Source organism: Flexivirga sp. YIM B11880, assembly GCF_058148645.1.
Map to the genome: position 1 here is coordinate 337,292 of NZ_JBMAMH010000002.1, position 23,593 is coordinate 360,884.

Here is a 23,593-nt window from a genome sequence, read left to right on the forward strand (position 1 = left end):
GCATACTCCCGAAGGGAATTCGCATGATCGAAGAGAACACCGTGGTCATCAACGACCTCGAGACCCGCTTCCTGTCCGGAGGCCCGGACGACGCGCCGGTGGTGGTCTTCCTGCACGACGGGGCATGGGGCGCGAGCAGTGACGTCACCTGGGGGGAGGTGGCCGCGCTCGCCGCTCGGGACCATCGCGTCATCGCGCCCGACCTGCTCGGCTTCGGTGGTTCGGCGAAGGCGATCCGGCTCGATCGGTCGCCGTTCGCCTTCCGCACCACGCACGTGTTCGCGCTGCTGGACCACCTGGGCATCGAGCGCCCCGTGCACCTGGTGGGCAACTCGTTCGGCGGGTCGATCGCCCTGCGCGCGTTGACCGACCCGGCCGTGCAGGACCGCATCGCATCGGTCACCACGATCAGCGGAACCGGAGGTCCCTGGCGCTCCGCCGCAAGTGCCCAGCTGGGCTCCTTCGACGGGACCGAGGGCGATCTGCGCCGCATCGTGGAACTGCTGTGCGACCCCTACCCGGGGCTGGCCGATCAGGTCACCGCTCGACACCGCTGGGCCGGTATGCCGGGCACCTATGCGGCGACCGTCGCGCCGCACGCTGCGGTGCCGGAGCCGTTGCGCATCGAACGTCCCGCCGACCCCTATCCGGCCAACCTGGCGACGACACAGACCCCGGTGCTGCTCTTCGAATGCACGGGTGACCCGTTGGTCGAGGCCGGCTGGACCAAACATCTGCAGGACGTCCTCCAGAACGCAACGGTGGTCACCGTTCCATACCGGCATGCGCCGAACATCACCCACCCGGCGCAGACGTGGGAGATCATCGCGGAGTTCTTGCAGAGCACCGATGCAGCCGGCTGATCCGCACCGTCCGGAGTCCCCGCACGATGTCGACTTCCCGGCCCTGTTCGGTCTGACCGGCGAGCGGTACGTCGTGCTCGGCGGCGGTGCGGGCATCGGCGAACACGTCGCCCGGGGAATCCGCTCGCTCGGCGCGGACGTCCTGTGCGTCGACGTCGCCGAGGACGCGGTGCGCGACCTGGCCGACGAGTTGGGCTGCCCGTATGTCGTCGCCGACGCCACCACCGAAGCCGGCTTCGAGCAGACCGTCGCCCAGATCGGGCAATGGTGCGCGCACGGTGAGCAGCTGAGCGGATACGTTGACGTCATCGGGCAGATGCAGCGAAAACCGTTGCCTGCCTTCAGGCTTCAGGATTGGCTGCGCGACTTCGACGTCAACCTGACCCATGCCTTCCTCGCCGGCCAGCGGCTTGCTCCGCTGGTCCGTGACGGCGGGTCCATCGTGCACGTGTCGAGCGTCATGGCGCTGCACTCGGGGCGGACCGCTGCCGGTTATGGGCCGGCCAAGGCCGCTCTGAACGTCTGGACCAAACAGCTGGCCGCCCAGCACGGTCCCCGCGGCGTTCGGGTCAATGCCGTTGCACCGGGCCTGTTCCTGTCGCCGCGGGTCGCGGAAAATGGCCCGATGGCAGCAGCCGAGCTCGGCCGCCGTGCCATGCTCGGCCGGCTCGGTCAGCCCTACGAGATCGCCGCGGCCGTGGTGTTCCTGCTCACCCCGGCGGCCGGCTACATCACCGGCGCTACGATTCCGGTGGAAGGCGGCGCGACCAGTGCCGATTCGACCGGGCTGGACCAGCTGACCTGAGCGCGCCTTCGCATCGACGAGGGCGTTGAGAGGAAACGGTGAGGTTCGAGCAGCTCCGGTATCTCGAGGCAGCGTTGCGCACCGGGTCGTTCCGGCAGGCAGCCAAGGAACTCGGAGTGTCCCAGCCGACGATCACGACGCAGGTGCAGCGGCTCGAGGAGGACCTCGGCGTCGTCCTCGTGGTGCGTGGCGCACAGGGTGTGCTGCCTACGGATGCCGCTGCCCAGATCCTGCCCCATGCCAAGGCAGCCATCCGCGCCGAGGACCTGCTACGGCAGGAGGCCAGCGCGATCGAGGGGCTGAAGGTGGGCAGTGTCCGCATCGGCACGGTCGCCACCGGCAACATGCTGATCCTGCCCGGCGTCGTCAAGCGGCTGCGCGACGAGCACCCGAACATCCGGTTCGAGGTCGCGGCAGGTGGTTCGACGATGGTGCGTCGCGGCGTTGTCGGGGGCAACTTCGACCTCGGCCTGCTGATCCGACTCGGCCTGGTGGAGAGCGAGGAGGACGACGAGCGGCTCACCTACTCCGACCTGATGAGCGGCCGACTGGTGCTGTGCGTGCCCGAGGGCCACCGGCTGGCGCAGGTCGAGACCCTGGACGTCGCCGAGCTGAGCGGTGAGCCGCTGATCTTCTTCACCAAGGGCAGCATCCTGCGGACCGCGTTCGAGAAGCTGATCGCCGGCATCGAGGCAAATGTCGTCTTCGAGGCGGACGGCGCCGAAACCGCGCAGCGAATGGTGCAGGCCGGTGTCGGCATCTCGATCGCAAACTCACTGGCGCCGTCGACCGTCAGCGGCAACGGCGTCGTCCTGATCCCGCTCAACGAACCCTGGGCACGCGCGACGCTGTCGGTCGCCGTACGCCGCGGCGAAGCGCGCAGTGTCGTGGTCCAGACGCTGCTGCGCCTCATCCGCGAGAACCCCGGTCGCTGACCGATACGCGCGAGGCGCTCCGATAGCGGATTCGAATCGGGGCGCCACCCCTTTTGCCCTTTCCGATGGCGGTGTGACCCAGGCAGGCTCGGAGCAGTTCAGTTCGCCGTATGGCGAACCCGGCCGTCATCAGATTGAGGTCCGCTCTTGTCCCACGATGCTGCATCTCGCACTGCCTCGATCCTCGCGGCAGCCGTCCGGGACTGTCTCGCCTCTCGGAACCAGGTCCTGCCCGAGCCGGTTGCCAAGGCGGTCCTTGCGAGCGCCGGCATTGCCGTGCCGGTCGGCCACTCCGGCAAAGACGTGGTGGCGTCGGCCGCCGGCCTCAGCGAGCCGCTGGTCCTGAAGGCGATATCCCCGACGCTCGTCCACAAGTCCGACGCTGGTGGCGTCCGGGTCGGGCTGTCCGCGGGCGAACTGCCGTTGGCTGCCGCGCAGATGACGAGTCAGTTGACCGAGCACGGCCACCAGGTCGAGGGTTTTCTGGTCGAGGAGATGGCACCAGCGGGCCAGGAAGTCGCCTTGGGCGCCGTCCGCGCCGACGGCGTCGGCTGGACAATCATGCTCGGGCTCGGCGGCATCTTCATCGAAGTGCTGGCCGACGTGGCCTTCGGAGTCGCTCCGGTGAACGCCCAGCAGGTTCGCGCAATGCTCGACGAACTGCGGGGACTGCCGCTGCTGCACGGAGCGCGTGGCACCGAACCTCGCGACGTCACCGCCCTGGTCGATCTCGTGGTGCGCCTGGCGGGTCAGGACGGACTGCTGGCGGCCCTGCCTGCCGAGGTGCGGGAGATCGACCTCAATCCGGTGATCGTGTCGGGCACCGGTGCGGTGGCGGTCGACGCACGCTTCGTCGTGGGCCGGGCGGACGAGGCGGCGCAGGTCCACCGTCCGGCACCCGTTGCGGGCACCGACTTCGCTCCGCTCTTCGCACCCCGCACGATTGCGGTCCTCGGCGCCAGCACCAAGAAGCCCAACGTCGCCAATCTCTTCGTCAAGAACCTGGTCGAAGGCGGTTATGGCGGCCGGATCGTGCCGATCCATCCGACCGCCGAGTCGATCGAGGGCATCCCGGCGGTCGCGTCGCTGGCCGCGGTCGACGAGGTCGTCGACTACGCGTATGTCGCCCTCCCCGCCGCACGAGTCACGCCGGCACTCTCGACGGAGGGCGCGAGGGTGCGTTTCGCGCAGGTCATCGCCAGCGGATTCGCCGAGACCGAGGACGGTGTGCAGCTGGAGGCGGACCTGGTGACCACGATGCGGGCGCAGGGCACGCGACTGCTCGGGCCCAACTGTCTGGGCACCCATTCCTCCCGCGCGCGGCTCGGTTTCATCCCCGACGCGCCGTTCCAGCCGGGCGGTGTCGCGGTGATCTCGCAGAGCGGCGGGCTGTCCGTGGACATCCTGCGGCTCGGCTCCGCACGCGGAGTCGCGTTCCACAGTGTGACGTCGATCGGCAACGGCGCCGACGTCACGGCGGCCGAGCTGACCCGGAGCTTTCTGGAGGACCCGCAGGTGCAGGTCATCGGCCTCTACCTCGAGTCGCTGGCCAACGCACGGGCGGTACTGGACCAACTCCAGGCCGGGCCGCAGCCGAAGCCGGTCGTGCTGCTGGCCGGCGGCCGCACCCAGGACGGCTCTCGTGCCGCCACGACGCACACCGGGGCACTGTCCGGCAACCATCGACTGTGGCCGGCGATCGCGCGGCAGGCGGGGATGCTGCTGGCCGATTCAATCGAGGACTTCCTCAACATGCTGCTGGCCATCGAGACGTTCCCACTCGACCACGGCCCCTGGAACCACGACGTCGTCCTGTTCGGCAACGGCGGCGGGGCAAGCGTTCTGGCGGCCGACGCACTCGCCCGACACGGCTTGGCCACTCCGCGGCTGCCGGACGAAACGGTGACGGCGCTGGACGCGCTCGGGCTGCCGCCCGGATGCGGTCTGCTCAACCCGATCGACACCCCGGCAGGCACCCTCGCGGTCCGCGGCGGTGCGGTGACCGAGGACATCCTGTCCGCCGTGCTGGCCTCGTCCGACCCGGCATTCGTCATCACCCACCTCAACGTGGGCATCATCCAGCGCAACCTCGCCCATATCTACGGCGACGTCACCGGCACCATCATCGACAGCATCGCCAGGGCGAGGGACAAGTCCGACGGGGGCAGCCGGCATCTGCTGGTCCTCAAGGGCGATGGCAAGCCGGACATCGACGAGCAGATCCGCGCCTACACCCGCCGCGCGAACGAGGGAGGCATTCCCGCCTTCCTCGACTTCGAGGACGCGGCGGTGGCCGCGTGGGCGGTCCTGCAGTCCCACGAGCGAGTCGCACGAAAGGCGGATCACTGATGTCCGATGCCAGCTACGCCGAGATCCACGAGGAGCGCCGCGACGCCGCCCTTGCGATGGGCGGCGAACGCAAGCTGAAGGAACGCGCAGCTCGCGGTGAGCTGAACGCGCGCGAGCGGGTCGACCTGCTCTTCGACGCGGGAACCTTCACCGAGGCCGGCCTCTTCGCCACGTCCGCCCGCGACGCCGACAAGGACACGACACCCGCAGACGGCAAGGTGACCGGGACCGGCGACATCGACTCGCGGCGCGCTGCCGTGATCGCCTATGACTTCACCGTGAAGGGCGCCTCGAGCAGCGCCACGAGCAACAAGAAGATGAGTCACATGAAGGACCTGGCGGCCCGGGGTATGCCGCTGGTCTACCTCGCGGAGTCCACCGGAGTCCGCATGCCCGATGTCATGGGCGGCACCGGGCTCGGCTCGGCCAACGACAAGGCGCGATTCCTTCGACGTCGCGAAAGCCCTTGGGCCTCAGCGGTTTTCGGTTACTCATTCGGCTCCGCCGCCTGGCACACGGTCAGCTCGGACTTCGCGGTCTTCCGCAAGGGCGCGATGATGGCGGTCTCCAGCCCGGGCCTGGTCGCCCGGGCCACCGGACAGAGCGTCGACCGGGAGGAACTCGGCGGCTGGAAGCTGCACTCCGAGGTCACCGGATTCGCCGACGCCGTGGCGAGCTCGGACGAGGAGGCCATCGGCCTCGTCCGGCAGTTCCTGAGTTATCTGCCTTCGCACAACGGTGAGGCGCCGCCCGTGGCGGCCGTCCCCCCGGGCTCGGGGGAGCGCGCGGCGGAACTGCACACCATCGTGCCTGCCTCGCGGACGCAGGTGTATGACGCACGCAAGGTCATCGAGATCATCGCCGACACCGGCTCCGTCTTCCCGATCAAGGCCCGGTTCGGTAAGTCGCTGGTGACTTCGCTGGCGCGAATCAACGGGCAGAGCGTCGGTTTCATCGCCAACAACCCGATGTTCAAGGGTGGCGCGCTGGACGTCGCGGCGACCGAGAAGGCGACCAGCTTCATCGTGCTGTGCGATTCCTACAACATTCCGATCGTCTTCCTCGTGGATCAGCCCGGCTTCCTCATCGGGCTGGAAGCGGAACGCAACAAGATCGTCGGCAAGGTCATCAACTGGATGAACGCGCTGTCCCTCGCGACGGTCCCCAAGGTCACCTTGATGATGCGTAAGAACTACGGCCAGGCCTACGTCAACATGGGCGGGGCGTTCACCGCCGACGCGACGGCCGCCTGGTGGTCCGCCGAGGTCAGCTTCATGGACCCGCGGTCCGCGGTCAGTGTCGTGCACGGGATCGAGCCGGACTCCGACCCCGAGGAGTACGAACGACGCCTCGCGGAGATGTCGAAGGAGTCCACGGCATACGACGTCGCCCGGGTGTACGGCGTGCAGGACGTCATCGACCCGGCCGACAGCCGGCAGTTCATCATCACGGCGCTGCGCGACAACGCGCTGACCCGCACGCACGGGGTCGGCGAGCACCTGCTCAGCAACTGGCCGACAAGCTTCTGAGAGCGGAGAACAGCATGGAGCAGTTTCCGGCAAGCGTTCTGGTCGCCAACCGCGGCGAGATCGCGCGACGCGTGATCCGGACGGCCCGGCGGCTCGGTGTGGAGACCATCGCCGTCCACCATGCCATCGACGGCGCCCTGCCGTTCGTTGCCGAGGCCGACCGAGCGGTGGAGCTCACCGGCGACGTCCCCGTGAAGGCCTACCTGGACGCCGACCAGATCATTGCTGCCGCGTTGTCGACAGGTGCGCGCGCCATCCACCCCGGCTACGGGTTCCTCTCGGAGAACAGCGAATTCGCCAAGGCGGTGACCGATGCCGGACTGCTGTGGGTCGGGCCGTCGCCGACAGCGATCGAGCAGATGGGCGACAAGGTGACCTCCCGCGCGGTCGTCGCCGCCGCGGGGGTGCCGGTCAGTGGTGGCGCCGGCGAGGCACTGGCAAGCGCCGACGAGGCGGTCCGTGAGGCGGAGCGGATCGGCTTCCCGGTGATGGTCAAGGCATCCGGCGGCGGTGGCGGCATCGGTATGGCGGTGGCGCGCGACGAGCCCGGCCTGCGCAAGGCGTTCGAGAGTACCCAGTCGATGGCGGTGCGCAGCTTCGGGTCCGACAGGGTCTTCGTCGAGCGCTTCGTGGCCAATGCCCGCCACGTCGAGGTGCAGGTGCTCGGCCTGGCCGACGGCACGATCGTGACCCTCGGCGAGCGAGACTGTTCGACGCAGCGCCGGCACCAGAAGCTGGTCGAGGAGTCGCCCGCTCCTGGACTGGATCCGCAGGTCGCCGATCGGATGCGCGAAGCGGCGATCCACGCGGCGAGCGCTGTCGGCTATCGCAATGCCGGGACCGTCGAGTTCCTGCTGGACACCCTCACCGGCGACTTCGTCTTCCTGGAGATGAACACCCGCATCCAGGTCGAGCACCCGGTGACCGAGCTGGTCCAGGGTGTGGACCTTGTCGAGCAACAGCTGAGCATCGCTCAAACCGGCGGTGTGACAGCCGATTTCGCTCCGGAGCCGCAAGGCCACGCGATCGAGATCCGGGTCTGTGCGGAGGACCCGGTGCGGTTCTTCCCGAGCCCCGGCCCGATCGACGAGTGGGTCGAGCCGTCCGGTCCGGGCGTCCGAGTCGACTCGGGCTACTGCGCCGGGTCGGAGGTCACGCCGTACTTCGATCCGATGATCGCGAAGATCTGTGCACACGGCGCGGACCGGCCGGAGGCGCTCGGTCGGGCGCGCAGCGCCCTCGGCGAGTTCGTCGCCGGTCCGGTGAAGACCAACGTTCCGTTCCTGATCCAGCTCCTGGAGTCACCGGAGTTCACTTGCGGCAGCTACGACACCAACATCGTGGCGAACGTCAAATCCCGTTAGCCGGCAGCACAACTTCGAAGGGAAGAGCGAGATGGCCGAGACAATTCAGGCCGAGATGGCGGCCACCGTCTGGAAGATCCTCGTGTCGCAGGGTGACCGCGTCGAGGAGGACGAACCGATGATGATCCTCGAGTCGATGAAGATGGAGATCCCGGTGCTGGCCGAGTCCACCTGCACCGTGATCGCGGTGCGGGTGGCCGAGGGCGACAGCATCGCGTCGGGTCAGCCGCTCTTCGACGTGGAGTCGGAATGAGTGCCAAAGCGTGGTCGGTGACCCGGCTCGGCGAACCGATCGACGTCCTCGAGCTGGCCGACCAGGACGTGCCGGAGCCGGGGGAGGAGCAGGTGACCGTGCGGATCCGCGCCGGTGCCGCGAACTTCCCGGACGTCCTGATGTGCCGCGGCGAATACCAGGTGAAGCCGGACCTGCCCTTCACGCCGGGGCGTGAAGTCTGCGCCGAGGTGGTCGCCGCCGGATCGTCGGTCACCCGGGCGCGGGTCGGCGACCGGGTGCTCGGCCTGACGACGCTGCCCACCGGGGGCTTCGGCGAATACGCCGTGATGGATCAGAACATGGTGCACCAGGCACCCGCCTCGCTCGACGACGCCCAGGCATCGTGCCTGTTCATCGGCTACCAGACCGGCTGGTTCGGCTTGCACCGACTCGCCCGGATCCAGCCCGGCGAGACCTTGCTGGTCCACGCCGCTGCGGGTGGAGTCGGCAGCGCCGCGATCCAGCTCGGCAAAGCCGCCGGCGCACGCGTCATCGGCGTCGTCGGCAACGAGGCCAAGGCGGCATACGCTCACCAGCTGGGTGCCGACGTCGTCGTCAACCGTCGCGACGACGACTTCGTCGCGGTGGTCAAGGACGTGACGGGCGGCCGTGGTGCCGACGTGATCTTCGACCCGGTCGGCGGCGAGGTCTACCAGCGGTCCACCAAGTGCATCGCGTTCGAGGGGCGCATCCTCGTCGTCGGTTTCGCCGGAGGAGAGATCCAGTCCGCCAAGCTCAACCACGCACTGGTCAAGAACTACGCGATCCTCGGGATCCATTGGGGCCTCTACAACACCAAGGACCCGGCAGCGGTCGACCACTGCCACGAGGAGCTGTGCAAGCTGGCGGATTCCGGCGCGATCGACCCGTTCGTGAGCGAGCGCTTCTCGATCGACGGCGTACCCGCAGGCCTGCAGAGCCTGGCCGACGGCAAGACTGTCGGTCGCGTGGTGATGGTGCCTGATGCCCCCTGAGTCCCCGCCCGGCCTCGACGTGGCGGCGTTCGCCACCTGGTTCGACCAGGAGCGGCCCGGTGCGCTCGGCGGCGACCTGCGAGCGGAGATCATCGCCGGCGGCAAGTCGAACCTGACCTACGACGTCAGCGACGGTGTTCGGCACTGGATCGTGCGCCGGCCGCCGCTCGGGCACGTTCTCGCCACGGCGCACGACATGCGCCGCGAATACCGGGTGGCGCGAGCGCTGCGGTCCAGCGAGGTGCCGGTGCCGGAGATGATCGCCTTCTGCGAGGACGACGCGATCCTGGGCGCGCCGTTCTACGTCATGGAGCGTGTCGATGGCGTGCCCTACCGCCACGCCGACGAGTTGCGCGCGCTCGGCGCCGATCGCACGCGCCGTCTGTGTGTTGCGTTGGTGCGCACTCTCGCCACGCTGCACCGGGTCGATCCGGCGCGGGTCGGATTGGCTGACTTCGGCCGTCCGGACGGCTTCCTCGGCCGGCAGGTCAGCCGCTGGAAGGCCCAGCTCGACAAATCACGCACCCGAGAGCTGCCCCAGGCCGACACCCTGTACGACGCCCTGACCGCCTCCGTCCCGGATACCGCACCGGCCGGGATCGTGCACGGCGACTTCCGGTTGGACAACGTGCTGATGGATGCCCAGGACCGGCCGGCGGCTGTCATCGACTGGGAGATGGCCACCGTGGGCGACCCGCGACTCGACCTGGCGCTGATGCTGATCTATCAGCGTCGAGCCGCGGCGGTCGCCGAGGATCGGGCGACCGACCCGGCGACGTATGACGTCACCCTCGCGCCCGGCTACCTCAGCGAGGCGGAGATCGTGCAGGAGTACACGCGCTCCAGCGGGGCCGACCTCACCGGCTTCGGCTTCCACCTCGGTCTGGCGTGCTTCAAGCTCGCGGCCATCGGGGAGGGGATCCGCTTTCGTCATACCCACGGACAAACGGTCGGCGCCGGCTTCGCAGATGCCGGCAGCACGGTGCCGATGCTGTTGAACCTCGGCCTGGACTCACTCAAGGAGTACACCTGATGGACTTCACCCTCGACGAGCAGACCGCGAGGCTGCAGGAGAATCTGCTCGACTTCATGACCACGCACGTCTATCCGGCCGAGGCAGTCTTCGAGCGCGAATCGGCAAGCGCTACAGACCTCTTCGCATCTTCCGACCTGCCGGTGATGCGCGAGCTGAAGGCCGAGGCCCGCCGACGCGGACTGTGGAACCTCTTCCTCCCCGGTGCGGACGGCGCGGGGCTGACCAACCTGCAGTACGCGCCGCTGGCGGAGATATCCGGTCGCAGCGGACTCGCGCCCCAGGCGATGAACTGCTCCGCGCCGGACACCGGCAACATGGAGCTGCTGTCCGAGTTCGGCACCGACCAGCAGAAGAACGACTGGCTGAAACCGTTGCTGGACGGGCAGATTCGCTCGTCGTTCGCCATGACAGAGCCCGACGTCGCATCCTCGGACGCCACCAACATCGCCACGTCGATCGTCCGTGACGGCGACGACTACGTGGTCAACGGGCGCAAGTGGTTCATCACCGGCGCGATGAACCCGCATGCCAAGATCTTCATCGTGATGGGCAAGACCGACCCGTCGGCGGACCGGCACCGCCAGCAGAGCATGATCCTGGTGCCGCGGGAGACGCCTGGAGTGAACGTCAAGCGGGACCTGACGGTGCTCGGCTACGACGACCATCTGGGTGGCGGCCACGCCGAGGTCGAGTTCACCGATGTCCGCGTGCCGGTGAGCAATCTGATCGGCGGGGAAGGCGACGGCTTCGCGATTGCGCAGGCGCGGCTCGGCCCGGGCCGGATCCACCACTGCATGCGGTCGATCGGTATGGCGGAGCGAGCCATCTCCGCCATGTGCGCCCGCGCGGACCAGCGGGTCGCGTTCGGCAAGCCGTTGTCGGAGCAGGGCGTGATCCGGGACTGGATCGCCGAGGCGCGAGTGCGGGTCGAGCAGTTGCGCCTGCTCGTGCTGAAGACGGCATGGCTGATGGACACCGTCGGCAACAAGGGTGCGCACACCGAGATCCAGGCGATCAAGATCGCCACCCCGGCGACCGTCGAGTGGATCCTGGACAAGGCGATCCAGGTGCACGGGGCGGGCGGTCTGTCCCAGGACTTCTTCCTGGCCTCCGCGTTCGCCCACACGCGGACCCTGCGCTTCGCCGACGGCCCGGACGAGGTGCACAAGAACTCGCTGGCCCGCCGGGAGCTGAAGCGGCAGGCAGCAGCGCGTGCCGCGCGATCATGAGCATCCTCGACAGGTTTCGGCTCGATGACCGCGTGGCCGTCGTCACCGGGTCGTCGTCCGGCCTCGGTGTGGCCTTCGCGCGTGCTTTCGCCGAAGCCGGCGCGGACGTCGTCCTCGCGGCGCGACGAGTGGAGCAACTCGAGCAGACGGCGGAGCTGGTGCATGCGGCCGGACGGCGTGCCCTGTGTGTCGCCACCGACGTCGCCGTGCCGGAGGACTGCCAACGGCTCGCCGCGGCCGCAGTGGAGCGCTTCGGGCGGCTCGACATACTCGTCAACAATGCCGGGGTGGCGTCGGCCGTGCCGGCGTCCCGTGAGACGCCTGAGGAGTTCCGGCGAGTCCTGGACGTCAACTTGCAGGGCTCCTACTGGGCGGCGCAGGCGTGCGGTGCCCGTATGACGCCGGGTAGCTCGATCGTCAACATCTCCAGCATCCTCGGGCTGACCACGGCCGGACTGCCCCAGGCGGCATACAGCGCCAGCAAAGCCGGAATCATCGGCCTGACAAGGGATCTGGCACAGCAGTGGGGCGGACGCAAGGGCATCCGGGTGAATGCGATCGCGCCCGGCTTCTTTGCGTCGGAGATGACCGACGCCTACCTGCCCGGATACCTGGACAAGATGAGCGAGCGGATCGTGCTCGGCCGGGTGGGGGATCCCGAGGAACTGGCGGCGACCGCAGTGTGGCTGGCGTCGGACGCCGCTGGTTATGTCGTGGGCCAGACCATCGCCGTCGACGGCGGCGTGACCCTCACCTGACGGCCGGCGCCGCCGGGCGAGATCTCGATTGAAGGAGAAACAAGCATGACCGAAGCAGTGATCGTCGCCACCGCCCGCTCCCCGATCGGACGCGCGTTCAAGGGCTCGCTTGCCGACGTCCGCCCGGATGACCTTGCTACACAGGTGATTTCGGCGGCGCTGGCGTCCGTCCCGGCACTTGACCCGACGACCGTCGAGGACCTCTATCTCGGTGCCTGGGAGCACAGCGGAGAGCAGTCGGAGAACATCGCCCGTCGGGTCGCGGTTCAGCTCGGTTTGGACACCGTCCCCGGGTCGACGGTCAACCGCGCGTGCGCGTCCAGCGTCCAGACCACCCGGATGGCGGCCAACGCGATCAAGGCAGGCGACGGCGAGGTCTTCATCTCCGCGGGCGTGGAATGCGTGTCCCGCTACCCGAGGAACGACGGCGGTGTCGGATCGGGCGACCGCAATTTCCACAATCCGCTGTTCGCGACCGCGGAGCAGCGGACCGCCCGGCTTGCCGAAACCAACGGGACGTGGGCCGACCCGCGGGTCGACGGGTCGCTGCCGGACGTCTACATCTCGATGGGCCAGACCGCGGAGAATGTCGCGACCCATCGAGGGATCAGCCGCGCCGAACAGGATGAATTCGCCGCTCGCTCGCAGCAATTGGCTGAGAAGGCGATTGCCGACGGTTTCTTCGAACGCGAGATCGTGCCGTTCACCAAGGCCGACGGCACAGTGGTGTCGACCGACGACGGGCCCCGGGCCGGGACGACGGTGCAGACCCTCTCGGGTCTGCGCACGGTGTTCCGCGAGAACGGCACGGTCACCGCCGGCAACGCGTGCCCCCTCAACGACGGTGCCGCTGCGCTCATCGTCATGAGCGACCGCAAGGCCGCCGAGCTCGGTCTGCGGCCGATCGCGCGGGTGGTGGCGACGGCCGCGAGCGCGCTCTCGCCGGAGATCATGGGACTCGGTCCGGTGGAGGCGAGCCGGCGTGCCCTGGTCAAGGCCGGTCTGACGATCGGGGACATCGACCTGGTGGAGATCAATGAGGCGTTCGCGGCTCAGGTCATCCCGTCATACCGTGACCTCGGCATCGACCTCGACCGGCTGAATGTCCACGGTGGCGCGATCGCGCTGGGTCACCCGTTCGGTTCTACGGGCGCCCGCATCGCCACGACGTTGCTGCACGGTCTGGAGGAGCGGGACGGCCGGTTCGGGCTCGAGGCGATGTGCGTCGGCGGCGGGCAGGGTATGGCGATCATCTTCGAGCGGCTGAGCTGATCGCCACCGGTGCTCAGATCGACAGGCCACCGTCCACGGGGAGCACGACGCCGGTGACGTAACCGGCCTCCTCGCTGGCCAGGAAGCAGACGGCGGCAACCATCTCCGACGGCTCACCGAACCGGCCGGCGGGTATGCCGGCGATGAGTTCCTGGCGTTTCGCGTCCGGGATCGACGCGACCATCGCCGTTTCCGCGTTCGGCGCGATCGCGTTGACGGTGATGGAGAACCTGGCCAGTTCCTTGGCGGCGGTCCGGGTGAATCCGATGATGCCGGCCTTCGCCGTTGCGTAGTTCGCCTGCCCGACGTTGCCGTGCAGGCCGGTGTATGACGTGACGTTGACGATGCGCCCGTAACCCTGGGCGCGCATGATCGGCACCGCGGCCCGGGTCATCCGGAACGTGCCACCGGCGTGCACGGCGAGCACCGCCTCCCACTGCTCGTCGGTCATCTTCCACAGCACGGTGTCGCGCAGGATGCCGGCGTTGTTCACGACCACGTCGAGCCGACCGGTCCGCTCGACGACCTGCTCGACCGCAGCTTCGACCTCCTCCGTCGACGACACATCGGCCGCAATCGCCTGTGCGCCGATCACGGCGGCGGCCTCCTGAGCCGCGCTGCCGTCGTAGTCGATGACGAACGTGTCCGCACCTGCCGCCGCGAAGCCGCCGGCGACCTCGCGGCCGATCCCGTTCGCGGCACCGGTGATCACCACGGTCCGCCCCGTGAAGTCGAAACTGACGTTGCCGGTCACAGCCCCAGATCCCGTCCGATGAGTTCTTTCATGATTTCGTTCGAGCCGGCCCAGATCTTGGTGACCCGTGCGTCTCGCCAGGCCCGGGCGACCCGGTATTCGTTCATGTAGCCGGAGCCGCCGTGCAGCTGCAGGCAGTGATCCAGCATGCTGTTCTGCACCTCGGCCGTCCACCACTTCGCCTTGGCGGCGTCGGTCGGCGTCAGCTCGCCTTCGCTGTGCGCGCCAACGCATTGGTCGACGAACGCCTGAGTGACCTCCACGCGGGTCATGAGTTCGGCGAGCAGGAATTTGTTGGCCTGGAACGAGCCGATCGGCTGCCCGAACGCGGTGCGGTCCCTGGCGTATTCGATGGTCTCGGTGAGGATCTGGCGGGCGTGGCCCAGGTTGGTGACGGCCGCCGAGATCCGTTCCTGCGGCAGCCAGGTCATCATGTGCCCGAATCCCTTGTCCCGCTCGCCGATGAGGTGCGAGGCGGGGACGCGCACATTGTCGAAGAACAGCTCGGCGGTGTCGGATTCCGGCTGGCCCACCTTGTCCAGCTTGCGGCCGCGACTGAAACCGGGAGCATCTCCGGGGACGGCGAACAGTGAGATCCCCTTTGCCCGGGAGTTCGGCGTCGTGCGGGCGGCGACGACGACCAGGTCAGCGCCATACCCGTTGGTGATGAAGGTTTTCGAGCCGTTGATGACATAGCCGTCGCCGTCCTGCGTGGCCGTCGTCCGCAGCGCCGCCAGATCGGACCCGGCGCTCGGCTCGGTCATCGCGATCGCTGCCACCGCCTCACCGGAGGCGATACGGGGGAGCCAGGTCTCCCGCACCTCGGGCGTCGCCAACTCGGTCAGGTATGGCGGGACGATGTCGGCGTGGATGCCGACCGACGACGGCAACGCCATGTTGACCGCGGCGAGCTCTTCCATCAGGACCGCGTTGAAGCGAAAGTCCTCCGCGCCCGCGCCGCCGTACTCGGCCGGTATCTCGAGTCCGAGGAGTCCCTGCTTGCCGGCGGCCAGCCAGAACTCGCGGGGAATCGCGTGTGCATCCGCCCAGCCCTCGACATACGGCAGGACTTCCCGGCGGATGAATTCCCGGACCGACGACCGGAACTCCTCGTGGTCGTCCGAATAGATCGTTCTGCGCATTGCTACTCCCTGGTCGTTCGCAGGTATCGGCAGTCGACGCTCGGTGCAGGTCGATGTATCGACATGAGAAACTCAGCAGATCGTATTGCCGGCACGCCACCTGCCCGGCCGGCGAAACCCTATTGCCCCGATAGGCGACCGGCTGGGCGTCGCCGGGCGGGGGACGGACACAGCACCACCGGCACCGGCTGGTGCCGGTGGTGCCGGTGGTGTCAGCCGGCGGACTTCGTCATCAGGGTGATCAGGTCGAAGGCAACTGTCGCGGCCGCCACGCAGGTTATCTCGGCGTGGTCGTATGCCGGGGCCGTCTCGACGACATCCGCGCCGATGATGTTCACCCCGTCCAGCGCACGCAGCACCCGCAGGAGTTCCCGGCTGTTCATACCGCCCATCTCCGGTGTCCCGGTGCCGGGCGCGAACGCCGGGTCGAGGACGTCGATGTCGATCGACACATAGACCGGAGCGTCGCCGACGCGGTCTCGGATCGCGGCGACGGCCGCCTCGATCCCGATGAGGTCGAGATCGCTCGCACGGATCACCCGGAAGCCGAAGGACGCGTCGTCGCGCAGGTCGACCCGGTCGTAGATCGGTCCGCGAATGCCGACGTGGATCGACTTGTCCTCGGCGAGCAGACCCTCCTCGAACGCCCGCCGGAAGATGGTGCCGTGGGTGATGGGCGCGTTGAAGTACGTGTCCCAGGTGTCGAGATGCGCGTCGAAGTGCACGAGGGCGATCCTCCCGTGCTTCTTGTGGGCCGCCCTCAGCAACGGCAACGCCACCGTGTGGTCGCCACCTAACGTCACGAGGCGGCGATCACGTTGGCCGACAACGTCGCTCGCGAAGTCCTCGATCTGCGTCACTGCGTCCGCGATGGAGTACGGCGTGCACGGCACATCCCCGGCATCCACCACCTGCAGCTGCTCCAGCGGCGGGGTGTCCAGCTCGACGTGGAACTTCGGGCGCAGGTGCCGTGACGCCTGCCGGATGCCCATCGGTCCGAACCGCGCACCCGGCCGGTAGGACGTGCCGCCGTCGAACGGCACGCCCAGCACGGCGATGTCGTAGTCGGTGACCGCGTCGAGCAGCGGGATCCGGGCGAAGGTGCCCAGCCCGGCGAAGCGCGGGACGACGGTCGCGTCCAGTGCACCGACCGGCTGCGGGACATCGGTCATGAGTGGATCTCCGTTTCATCGAGGGGGCTCGGGCCGCCGAGCGCGACGGCCGGCGGCACTGCTGGGTCGGTGGACCGCTGACGCCACAGCTTGAGCAGGGCGACGTAGATGAAGCCGGTCGCAATGCTGCCGACGATCCAGGACGTGTCCACACCGCCCGTCGCCTTGGCGACCGGCCCGGTGTAGAGCGTGGTCGCCATGAAGGGGACCTGCACCAGGCAGCCGAGGACATAACCCAACAGGGCGGGAACGTTGAAGTGCCCGTAGCCGCTCTTCGGGTCGCTGAACGAGTCTGGGTCGTAGTCGCCCTTGTGCACTAAGTAGAAGTCGACCAGGTTGATGATGCTCCACGGCACCAGCAGGTAGGCAAGGACCAGGATGAAGTTGGTGTAGTCGTTGATGAAGCTGCTCGTGACGCTGGTCGACACGACGAAGACGATGATCGCGATCACGGCAGCGGTGATCCGACGGGCCCACGCGCTCGGCGCCCAGGTCAGGGTGAACGTCTGGATCGCCGTCAGCGTGCACAGCGACGAGCCGTACATATTGATCACACCTGCGTCGATCGAGCCCAGGAAGAACATCAGCATGACGAACACGAACACCGGGTGGGGCATGATCCCGTCCAGGCCCGCCATGGTGGCGTTGCGGCCCAGGCCGGCGACCAGGAAGGCACCCACCGTCATCGCTCCGATGACCCCGAGCACGGTGCCGGCGTAGGTGTACCAGAACGCGGCGCGGGTCGAGGTGGCCGTCGGGAGGTACCGCGAGTAGTCGGAGACGTATGGCGAGTAGGACAACTGCCAGACGCCGACCACGGAGGCCATGCCGAGGAAGCCGGCCCAGGTGAACGAGCCACCGCCGTGGAAGAGGTGCGACGCGCCGCCTTTGCTCCCTTCGATGCCGGCGTACACCAGCGTGAGGAGGAGCGCGATGCCCGAGAGACCGACCATCACCCGGTTGAACCGCAAGATGAGCTGATAGCCGACCACCACCGCGAGCAGCGTCAGGGCCGTGCTGATCAGCAGACCGATCGTGGTGTCCAACGCCGGCCAGATCGCGCTCAGCATCTGCTGGGCCAGCACCATCAGGGAGACGATCCAGCCGATGTAGATCACCACCACGATGACGGTGACGGGCACGGAGCCATACATGCCGAACTGCGCGCGTGCCTGGATCATCTGCGGCACACCCAGTTTGGAACCCTGGGCGGAGTGCAGCGCCATGAACACCGCGCCGCCGAAGCTGCCCACCACGATCGCGAGGACCGTCGAGGTGACGTCGAGGCCGAACACGGTCGGGCCGAGCAGACCGGTGACGACCGCGAGCGGGATGATCTGCACGGTGAACCAGAACGAGAAGAGGTGGTGCACCTTCCCGGTCCGTTGCGACTCCGGCACCGGCTGGATCGTCAGGCCCTCGACGAGGGTCGTCTCTTGTGGCATGGGGGTGTGCCCTTCTTCATGGACCTAGCGGGTCCGGTTGACCATGACGTGCTTGGTGCGTGAGTAGTCGTCGAGCGCGTATGCCGACAGATCCCGCCCGTACCCGGAGGATTTGTAGCCACCCCAAGGCATTTCGGTGGCGAACGCCAAGTGTTCGTTGACCCAGACGGTGCCGAAGTCGAGCCGGCCCGGCAGGTCCGCGGCACGGCGCGCGTTCTCGGTCCAGACCGAGGCGGCCAGCCCGTACGGCGTGCCGTTGGCCGCCTCGAGTGCGCGCTCCTCGTCGGTGAACCGCTCGACGGTGACGACGGGCCCGAAGATCTCTTCGGTCGTGCACTCTGCGCCCTCCGGGACGTCGACCAGGACCGTCGGCTGCACGAAGAAGCCCGGTCGATCGGGCGCCGCGCCGCCGGTCGCGGCGTGCGCGCCATCATCGAATGCCCTGTGCACTGCGGCCAATACACGCTCGCGGTGCTCTGCGGAGACCAGCGGTCCCATCTCGACGGCTTCGCCGGCGGCGGGATCGTCGACGACCATGGCCTGAACCCTGGCGGTCAGCTTCTCGACGAACGCATCGTGCACGGAGTCCTCGACCAGCACCCGGCAGGCGGCGCCGCAGTCCTGGCCGGAGTTGCCGAAGCCGGCGAAGATCACCCCGTCTGCAGCTGCGTCCAGGTCCGCGTCGGCGAAGATCAGGACCGGAGCCTTCCCGCCGAGTTCGAGATGGACCCGCTTCAGCGATTCGGCAGCCGCGGCCGCGACCGCCTTCCCACTGCGGACGCTGCCGGTCACCGAGACCATCGCGACGTCCGGATGCCGGGAGATCGCTTCGCCGACCACCACGCCCTCGCCGGTGACGACGTTGAGCACGCCCGCGGGCAACACGTCGGCGAGCAGCTCGGCAAGTCGCAGCGTGGTCAGCGGGGTCTGCTCCGACGGCTTCAGCACACAGGTGTTGCCGGCGGCCAGGATGGGGCCGAGTTTCCAGGCGGCCATCAGCAACGGGTAGTTCCACGGCGTGATCGCTCCGACCACCCCCACCGGCTCGCGGACGACCATCGAGATGCGCCCCTCGACATACTCACCGGCGCTGAGACTCAGTCCGGCCCGTGCGGCACCGGCCATGAACCGGAAGGTGTCGACCGTGCCGGCGACGTCCTCGCGGGCAAGGCCGATCGGCTTGCCCGCGTTGCGCGACTCGAGTGCGGCGAGTTCGTCGGCGTGTTCCTCGATCGTCGCGGCGACCCTGAGCAGCGTCTCGGCGCGCGCCGCCGGCGTGCGTCGTCCCCAGTCGGCGAAGGCGCGGGTGGCCGCTGCGACGGCCCGGTCCACGTCGCTCGCGGTGCCGCAGCGAGTGATCGCGAGGACTTGCTCGGTCGCCGNGCGCGCGCCGCCGGCGTGCGTCGTCCCCAGTCGGCGAAGGCGCGGGTGGCCGCTGCGACGGCCCGGTCCACGTCGCTCGCGGTGCCGCAGCGAGTGATCGCGAGGACTTGCTCGGTCGCCGGATTGACGACCTGCAGCTTCGCCTCACCGTCGCCGGACCAGTTGGCACCGTCGATGAAGTGATCCAGCACGGGAGCGTCGGTCATGGTGTGTTCCTTGGGGTTTCGGGAGAGAGTGGTCACTGATGTATGTCGAAGCCGCGCTCGACGACGTGCTCGAGCAGATCGACATGCGAGTCGACGTCGTCAGTCGCGGGACGCGGCGCCGGGTGGTAGTTCATCGCCGTCTGCACCACCGGGCTCTGGAAGTACGCACCGGCGACAAGGGTGCTGAATGCGTCGAACTGCTCCGGATGAACCGCAGCAAGCTCGTCGAACGCCGGGCCCGGTTCCTGCCCCGCGCAGCTCGCAAGGGCAGCGTGGAAATCCGCGGCGAGGTCGGGCCGGAAACCGAGGACGCGATCGATCAGACCCCCGGCGACTCCGGCCTCGGATGCGGAGGGAAAGCTGTCGGTGCCCGGAATGAGGGCATCGGCCAACACCGCCAGGTTCTCGCGTGCCGTGCCGTCGAGCGGTGAAATGTCCATGGTGAGAACGCCGTTCAGGATGCGGAGGTCTGGTTGCGCCGGTTGTCGGCGAGGTGGCGTGCAGCGCGCAGAGCGATCGCCATGATCGTGGCGGTCGGGTTGACGCCGGTCGAGGTGACCCAGTTGCTGCCGTCGACGATGTAGAGGTTGGGGATGTCGTGCGAGCGGCCCCACTGGTCGACGACCGAGCTTGTGGGGTCCTCGCCCATCCGGGCGCTGCCGAGCAGGTGCCAGCCGCTGTCCCGCACCACCGGCACCACCTGGATGTCCACCGCGCCGGCGGCCTCGTGTGCCTCGACCGCCCGGGCGATGTGGAAGTCGAGCAGCTTCTGGTTGTTCTCGCCGATCGAGTAGTTGAGCTTGGCCGCCGGGATGCCGTCCGAGTCGGTGAGCTCGGGGTCGAGCACGACCTCGTTCTTCTCGTCCGGCAGGTCCTCGGTGGTGATGCCCCACTCCAGATAACGGCCGAAGTTGCCCAGCCGGGTGGCGAAGTTGGCACCGAAACCCGCGCGCCAGTCGGTGCCGGGCTCCCAGAGCACCCGATTCAGCGGGCCCGGCGTCGGCATGAGGTTCCACTTGCCGCCGCGCACGAAGCCGCGCGACTCGTCGGTCTCGTAGAACTGCAACGACTGCAACGCCTGGCCGGCCGGCCCGAGGTGGCTCTCGAGGTCTTCGTCATACGCGCCGTAGACGGACGCATAGGGATGGATCATCAGCCGCTTGCCGACGAGTCCTGACGAATTCGCGATTCCATCAGGGTGATTCGCGTCGGCGGAGTTGAGCAGGATGCGCGGGGTGCCGACACCGTTCGCTGCCATGATCGTGACTCCGGCGGGCTGGTGGTGCCACACGCCGTCCTTGTCGACATACTCCGCGCCGGAGACCAGGCCTTGTTCGTTCAGCGTCAGGCGACTCACCCGGGCGCGGGTGATCAGCACGGCTCCTGCGGCGACTGCGTCCTGCCAGTGGGTGAAGTCGGCACTGGCCTTGGCACCGGCCGGGCAACCCGACTCGCAGGCTCCATAACGCTGACACCCGGGGCGGTTGCGGAACGGCCGCGACGCGATCGCGTTGGGCGCCGGCCACCAGTGCCAGCCGAGTTTGTCCATGCCCTGGGCGGCGCGCAGACCGTATTTGCCGATCGGCAGCGGTGGCAGTGGGAAGGTGTGCTCGTCCGGATAGGCCGGGTCGCCCTGAAGTCCCGACGCGCCGATGTGATTGGTGACCTCGTCGTAGAAGGGGCGCAGCTCCTCATAGCCGAACGGCCAGTCGTCGGCGACGCCGTCGAGGGTGCGCACCTTGAAGTCCGACGGCATCGCGCGGACCCAGTGCCCGGAGAACAGGATCGTGCTGCCACCGACTCCGTTGAACAGCAACGGTTCCATCGGGCTGTTGTCCGCGTTGATCGGGTAGTCGGTGTCACGCCCTCGGCGATTCGGGCTGGGATGCCATTGCTTGAGCCGGGCAAGTTCCCACTCGGCCTTGTTGCCGGTGAAGTCGTCGGGCAGGTTCCAGTCGCCCTGCTCCAGGCAGACGACCGTGAATCCGCGACTCGCCAGCTCCAGCGCGGTGACGCCGCCGGCTGGGCCGGCACCGATGATCAGGACATCGGGGCTCGAAATGTCTTGAGCAGCCATCGGATCGGATCCTTCTCGGTTGGTGCGAGCGTTCCCGCGGACTGGATTCAGCCTCCCGCCGGAGGTGCGTTGCGCGCAGCGTCCGGGGTGCAACATTCCGTGGGGTGTGCCTTGTGCGATCGCACAACGCAGGAAGGCTGTCAGCCGTTGTGCGAGACGAGCAGGCGATGCGCTTGGACAGCGAGCCACAGCTGGGCGAGATGGCCGGTGTCGTTGATGTCGAGGCCGGTGATCTCCTCCGCCTTGTGCACGCGGTAGAGCACCGTCTGGCGGTGCACGCGCAGCGCCTCGGCGGTCCGCGACCAGGACCGCTGGTTGTCCAGGTAGGTCGAGAGCGTCTCCAGCAGCGGGGTCGACTGCTGTTGCTCGTAGTCCAGCAAGGGGCCCAATACCCGTGCGACCAGAGCAGTCGCCTGGTCGATGTCGCCCAGTCCGCTGAACGGCGTGGGATCGCCATACGTGAACTGTTTGATCTGTTCGCGCGCGGCGATGCGTGCGGACCAGGTCGCTTCGCGCATCGCTTCGGGGACGCGATCGGTGCTTCGGACAGGTGCGCTCACCCCGATCGCGGCGTCGGTCCCGAGGTCGGCACGCAACACCTCGACCGCTCCGTCCGGGTCGTTGACCAGCAGGTGCAGTGCATCGGAGCGATAGACCGATGCATTGCGGATGCCGTGGCGCCACAGGGAAATGTGCGTGTCGTGGAGCCGGAGTCGGTCGTCGGCGACCACGGACAGCAAGCGGGCCTCATCGATCTCCACGCCGATCTTGTGCAACTGGCTGCGGCCAGCGCGTGCACTGATCCGTCCGTCCATCGAGTGGACGAGGACTTCGGCGCCGAGCCGCCGTGCGTTCTCCAGCGCCACCAGCGATTGCGACAGCTCCAGTGCGATGACCGTGACCGCGTGCTGCATCAGGATCGCGTCGATCGCACCGGGCCTCGAGGAGACCAGCGCCAGCCGCGCCGCCGGCATCGTCGGTATGTCGACCAGCCGCAGTTCCCGGCCGTCGTCGAGCAGCTGCACGAGGGCTCCGGCGCGGACCGACGCGGCGCCGGAAGCAAGGTCTCGCAGCGCCGCCCGCAGGATCTGGTCGAACCGGGGCGCCTGGGGATACCACGGCTCGCCGGTCTCCCAGTGGCAGATGTGCAGGTCGCAGCCGAGCAGCTGGGAAAGGGGAGCGCTGAGTAGCGAACGTTCCGCGTCCCCGACGACCAGGTGTTGCACGGTGCGGTAGATCCGCTCGGTCCGCACCAGCCGATCGGACTCTTCCAACAGATTCGCGGCCGCGACCGCCCGGGAGATGGCCACGAACGGCGTCGGATACTCCACGAGCAGCACGCTCAGGCCGAGCCGCTCACTGGCGGCGACCAAGTCGTCGGTCAGCTCCGGGCAGTACATCTGCTCCCCGACGGCGAGTGCGCTCGCCCCGGCTTCGACCAGATGCTCGATCAGCGCTTGCTGGCCCGGGCCGTCGGTGGGGAAGGACATGCCGTTGGTCAGCAGCAGTTCGCCGCCGGTGAGCCAGCGCCAGGGCTCCGGGAGGTCGGAGACGTGTGTCCAGGAGACCGCGCGCGTCATGCCGCCGGAGCCGCAGAACAGTCGCATGCGCAGGTGCGGCAGCTCCAGCAGATCCGCGACAGTGATGGCCACGTCGACAGCGTAGATCTGGACCAGGGGCGTCCATGCGCCTCATCGCGGTGGCATCTATCGCGGTGATGTGTACCTGGCATCCTGCAGCCCTGCTCCCGGCTGAAATGCTGTGCACGAGTTTCGGCGTGACCACGTCGTGGTCCGAGCCGGCGGTGTCGCAAGTCAGCCTGAGGAGAGATCGCCTGATGAATATCGTGGTCTGTGTGAAGTATGTGCCGGATGCCCAGGCGGATCGCACGTTCAGTGCGGATAACACGACGGATCGTTCGAGTGTGGATGGTTTGTTGTCGGAGCTGGATGAGTATGCGGTGGAGGCGGCGTTGAAGATCGTGGAGGCCACCGAGGGTGAGGTGACGGTGGTGACGGTCGGCCCG

20 protein-coding genes and 2 pseudogenes are annotated in these 23,593 nt (G+C 68.2%); 13 read left to right on the forward strand and 9 right to left on the reverse strand.

From position 1 onward, the window contains the following. Positions 1-23: 23 nt before the first annotated feature. The 12 genes from ACN8HC_RS05980 (at position 24) to ACN8HC_RS06035 (ending at position 13,388) form a co-directional block, all read left to right on the forward strand. Positions 24-863 carry an alpha/beta fold hydrolase gene (locus tag ACN8HC_RS05980; RefSeq protein WP_490073964.1) on the forward strand — a complete coding sequence of 280 codons (840 nt, stop codon included), beginning with the start codon at positions 24-26 and terminating at the stop codon, positions 861-863. After that, a complete protein-coding gene (locus ACN8HC_RS05985) occupies positions 850-1,668 on the forward strand; it encodes an SDR family NAD(P)-dependent oxidoreductase (RefSeq protein WP_490073965.1) in 819 nt (272 codons plus the stop codon). Before ACN8HC_RS05980 ends, ACN8HC_RS05985 begins: the two co-directional genes overlap by 14 nt. Before the next feature lie 38 nt (positions 1,669-1,706). After that, complete coding sequence (locus tag ACN8HC_RS05990) at positions 1,707-2,603, forward strand: LysR family transcriptional regulator (protein WP_490073966.1); 897 nt, start codon at positions 1,707-1,709, stop codon at positions 2,601-2,603. 147 nt (positions 2,604-2,750) lie between these two features. Then, on the forward strand, positions 2,751-4,952 hold the full coding sequence (locus ACN8HC_RS05995) for an acetate--CoA ligase family protein (RefSeq protein ID WP_490073967.1): 2,202 nt from the start codon (positions 2,751-2,753) through the stop codon (positions 4,950-4,952). Further along, positions 4,952-6,481, forward strand: a complete 1,530-nt coding sequence (locus tag ACN8HC_RS06000) for an acyl-CoA carboxylase subunit beta (RefSeq protein WP_490073968.1) — start codon at positions 4,952-4,954, stop codon at positions 6,479-6,481. Before ACN8HC_RS05995 ends, ACN8HC_RS06000 begins: the two co-directional genes overlap by 1 nt. Before the next feature lie 14 nt (positions 6,482-6,495). Beyond that, entirely contained in the window at positions 6,496-7,845 is a 1,350-nt protein-coding gene (locus ACN8HC_RS06005; RefSeq protein WP_490073969.1) for an acetyl-CoA carboxylase biotin carboxylase subunit, read from the forward strand. A 31-nt stretch (positions 7,846-7,876) separates the two neighbouring features. Continuing rightward, on the forward strand, positions 7,877-8,098 hold the full coding sequence (locus ACN8HC_RS06010) for a biotin/lipoyl-binding carrier protein (RefSeq protein ID WP_490073970.1): 222 nt from the start codon (positions 7,877-7,879) through the stop codon (positions 8,096-8,098). Continuing rightward, positions 8,095-9,093 (forward strand): NADPH:quinone oxidoreductase family protein, encoded by a 999-nt coding sequence (locus ACN8HC_RS06015; RefSeq protein WP_490073971.1) that lies wholly within the window; start codon positions 8,095-8,097, stop codon positions 9,091-9,093. The genes ACN8HC_RS06010 and ACN8HC_RS06015 overlap by 4 nt, the downstream gene beginning before the upstream one ends. After that, a complete protein-coding gene (locus ACN8HC_RS06020) occupies positions 9,083-10,126 on the forward strand; it encodes a phosphotransferase family protein (protein ID WP_490073972.1) in 1,044 nt (347 codons plus the stop codon). The genes ACN8HC_RS06015 and ACN8HC_RS06020 overlap by 11 nt, the downstream gene beginning before the upstream one ends. Beyond that, a complete protein-coding gene (locus tag ACN8HC_RS06025) occupies positions 10,126-11,358 on the forward strand; it encodes an acyl-CoA dehydrogenase family protein (protein ID WP_490073973.1) in 1,233 nt (410 codons plus the stop codon). The genes ACN8HC_RS06020 and ACN8HC_RS06025 overlap by 1 nt, the downstream gene beginning before the upstream one ends. Then, positions 11,355-12,116: an SDR family NAD(P)-dependent oxidoreductase gene (locus tag ACN8HC_RS06030; RefSeq protein WP_490073974.1), complete on the forward strand. Its 762-nt coding sequence runs from the start codon at positions 11,355-11,357 to the stop codon at positions 12,114-12,116. The genes ACN8HC_RS06025 and ACN8HC_RS06030 overlap by 4 nt, the downstream gene beginning before the upstream one ends. A gap of 45 nt (positions 12,117-12,161) precedes the next feature. Beyond that, positions 12,162-13,388: an acetyl-CoA C-acetyltransferase gene (locus tag ACN8HC_RS06035; protein ID WP_490073975.1), complete on the forward strand. Its 1,227-nt coding sequence runs from the start codon at positions 12,162-12,164 to the stop codon at positions 13,386-13,388. A 13-nt stretch (positions 13,389-13,401) separates the two neighbouring features. On the opposite strand, the gene ACN8HC_RS06040 is transcribed toward ACN8HC_RS06035, so the two are convergent. The 9 genes and pseudogenes from ACN8HC_RS06040 to ACN8HC_RS06080 all read right to left on the reverse strand — a co-directional run bounded on the left by ACN8HC_RS06040 (position 13,402) and on the right by ACN8HC_RS06080 (position 23,219). Further along, entirely contained in the window at positions 13,402-14,142 is a 741-nt protein-coding gene (locus ACN8HC_RS06040; protein ID WP_490073976.1) for an SDR family oxidoreductase, read from the reverse strand. After that, positions 14,139-15,284, reverse strand: coding sequence for an acyl-CoA dehydrogenase family protein (locus ACN8HC_RS06045; RefSeq protein ID WP_490073977.1), 1,146 nt, complete (start codon positions 15,282-15,284; stop codon positions 14,139-14,141). Before ACN8HC_RS06045 ends, ACN8HC_RS06040 begins: the two co-directional genes overlap by 4 nt. 212 nt (positions 15,285-15,496) lie before the next feature. Further along, positions 15,497-16,456, reverse strand: a complete 960-nt coding sequence (gene speB / locus ACN8HC_RS06050; protein WP_490073978.1) for an agmatinase — start codon at positions 16,454-16,456, stop codon at positions 15,497-15,499. Beyond that, positions 16,453-17,901, reverse strand: a complete 1,449-nt coding sequence (locus ACN8HC_RS06055) for a purine-cytosine permease family protein (RefSeq protein ID WP_490073979.1) — start codon at positions 17,899-17,901, stop codon at positions 16,453-16,455. Before ACN8HC_RS06055 ends, speB begins: the two co-directional genes overlap by 4 nt. Before the next feature lie 24 nt (positions 17,902-17,925). After that, positions 17,926-19,233, reverse strand: a complete 1,308-nt coding sequence (locus tag ACN8HC_RS06060) for an aldehyde dehydrogenase family protein (protein ID WP_490073980.1) — start codon at positions 19,231-19,233, stop codon at positions 17,926-17,928. 104 nt (positions 19,234-19,337) lie between these two features. Continuing rightward, a pseudogene (locus ACN8HC_RS06065) lies at positions 19,338-19,490 on the reverse strand (hypothetical protein); the annotation flags it as partial. A 32-nt stretch (positions 19,491-19,522) separates the two neighbouring features. Further along, positions 19,523-19,930: a gluconate 2-dehydrogenase subunit 3 family protein gene (locus tag ACN8HC_RS06070; protein ID WP_490073981.1), complete on the reverse strand. Its 408-nt coding sequence runs from the start codon at positions 19,928-19,930 to the stop codon at positions 19,523-19,525. A 14-nt stretch (positions 19,931-19,944) separates the two neighbouring features. Beyond that, complete coding sequence (locus ACN8HC_RS06075; RefSeq protein ID WP_490073982.1) at positions 19,945-21,567, reverse strand: GMC family oxidoreductase; 1,623 nt, start codon at positions 21,565-21,567, stop codon at positions 19,945-19,947. Between the two features lie 140 nt (positions 21,568-21,707). Then, positions 21,708-23,219, reverse strand: coding sequence for a PucR family transcriptional regulator (locus ACN8HC_RS06080; RefSeq protein WP_490073983.1), 1,512 nt, complete (start codon positions 23,217-23,219; stop codon positions 21,708-21,710). A 32-nt stretch (positions 23,220-23,251) separates the two neighbouring features. On the opposite strand from ACN8HC_RS06080, the pseudogene ACN8HC_RS06085 reads away from it, so the two are divergent. Beyond that, a pseudogene (locus tag ACN8HC_RS06085) lies at positions 23,252-23,593 on the forward strand (hypothetical protein); the annotation flags it as partial.

Bases quoted from the DNA above. Each gene is read 5' to 3' on its own strand.
- ACN8HC_RS06035 (WP_490073975.1), top strand. From the start codon at position 12,162: ATGACCGAAGCAGTGATCGTCGCCACCGCCCGCTCCCCGATCGGACGC.
- ACN8HC_RS06075 (WP_490073982.1), bottom strand. From the start codon at position 21,567: ATGGCTGCTCAAGACATTTCGAGCCCCGATGTCCTGATCATCGGTGCC.
- ACN8HC_RS06010 (WP_490073970.1), top strand. From the start codon at position 7,877: ATGGCCGAGACAATTCAGGCCGAGATGGCGGCCACCGTCTGGAAGATC.
- ACN8HC_RS06025 (WP_490073973.1), top strand. From the start codon at position 10,126: ATGGACTTCACCCTCGACGAGCAGACCGCGAGGCTGCAGGAGAATCTG.
- speB (WP_490073978.1), bottom strand. From the start codon at position 16,456: ATGACCGATGTCCCGCAGCCGGTCGGTGCACTGGACGCGACCGTCGTC.
- ACN8HC_RS06045 (WP_490073977.1), bottom strand. From the start codon at position 15,284: ATGCGCAGAACGATCTATTCGGACGACCACGAGGAGTTCCGGTCGTCG.
- ACN8HC_RS05980 (WP_490073964.1), top strand. From the start codon at position 24: ATGATCGAAGAGAACACCGTGGTCATCAACGACCTCGAGACCCGCTTC.
- ACN8HC_RS05985 (WP_490073965.1), top strand. From the start codon at position 850: ATGCAGCCGGCTGATCCGCACCGTCCGGAGTCCCCGCACGATGTCGAC.
- ACN8HC_RS06005 (WP_490073969.1), top strand. From the start codon at position 6,496: ATGGAGCAGTTTCCGGCAAGCGTTCTGGTCGCCAACCGCGGCGAGATC.
- ACN8HC_RS06000 (WP_490073968.1), top strand. From the start codon at position 4,952: ATGTCCGATGCCAGCTACGCCGAGATCCACGAGGAGCGCCGCGACGCC.
- ACN8HC_RS06055 (WP_490073979.1), bottom strand. From the start codon at position 17,901: ATGCCACAAGAGACGACCCTCGTCGAGGGCCTGACGATCCAGCCGGTG.
- ACN8HC_RS06030 (WP_490073974.1), top strand. From the start codon at position 11,355: ATGAGCATCCTCGACAGGTTTCGGCTCGATGACCGCGTGGCCGTCGTC.
- ACN8HC_RS06015 (WP_490073971.1), top strand. From the start codon at position 8,095: ATGAGTGCCAAAGCGTGGTCGGTGACCCGGCTCGGCGAACCGATCGAC.
- ACN8HC_RS06070 (WP_490073981.1), bottom strand. From the start codon at position 19,930: ATGGACATTTCACCGCTCGACGGCACGGCACGCGAGAACCTGGCGGTG.
- ACN8HC_RS06020 (WP_490073972.1), top strand. From the start codon at position 9,083: ATGCCCCCTGAGTCCCCGCCCGGCCTCGACGTGGCGGCGTTCGCCACC.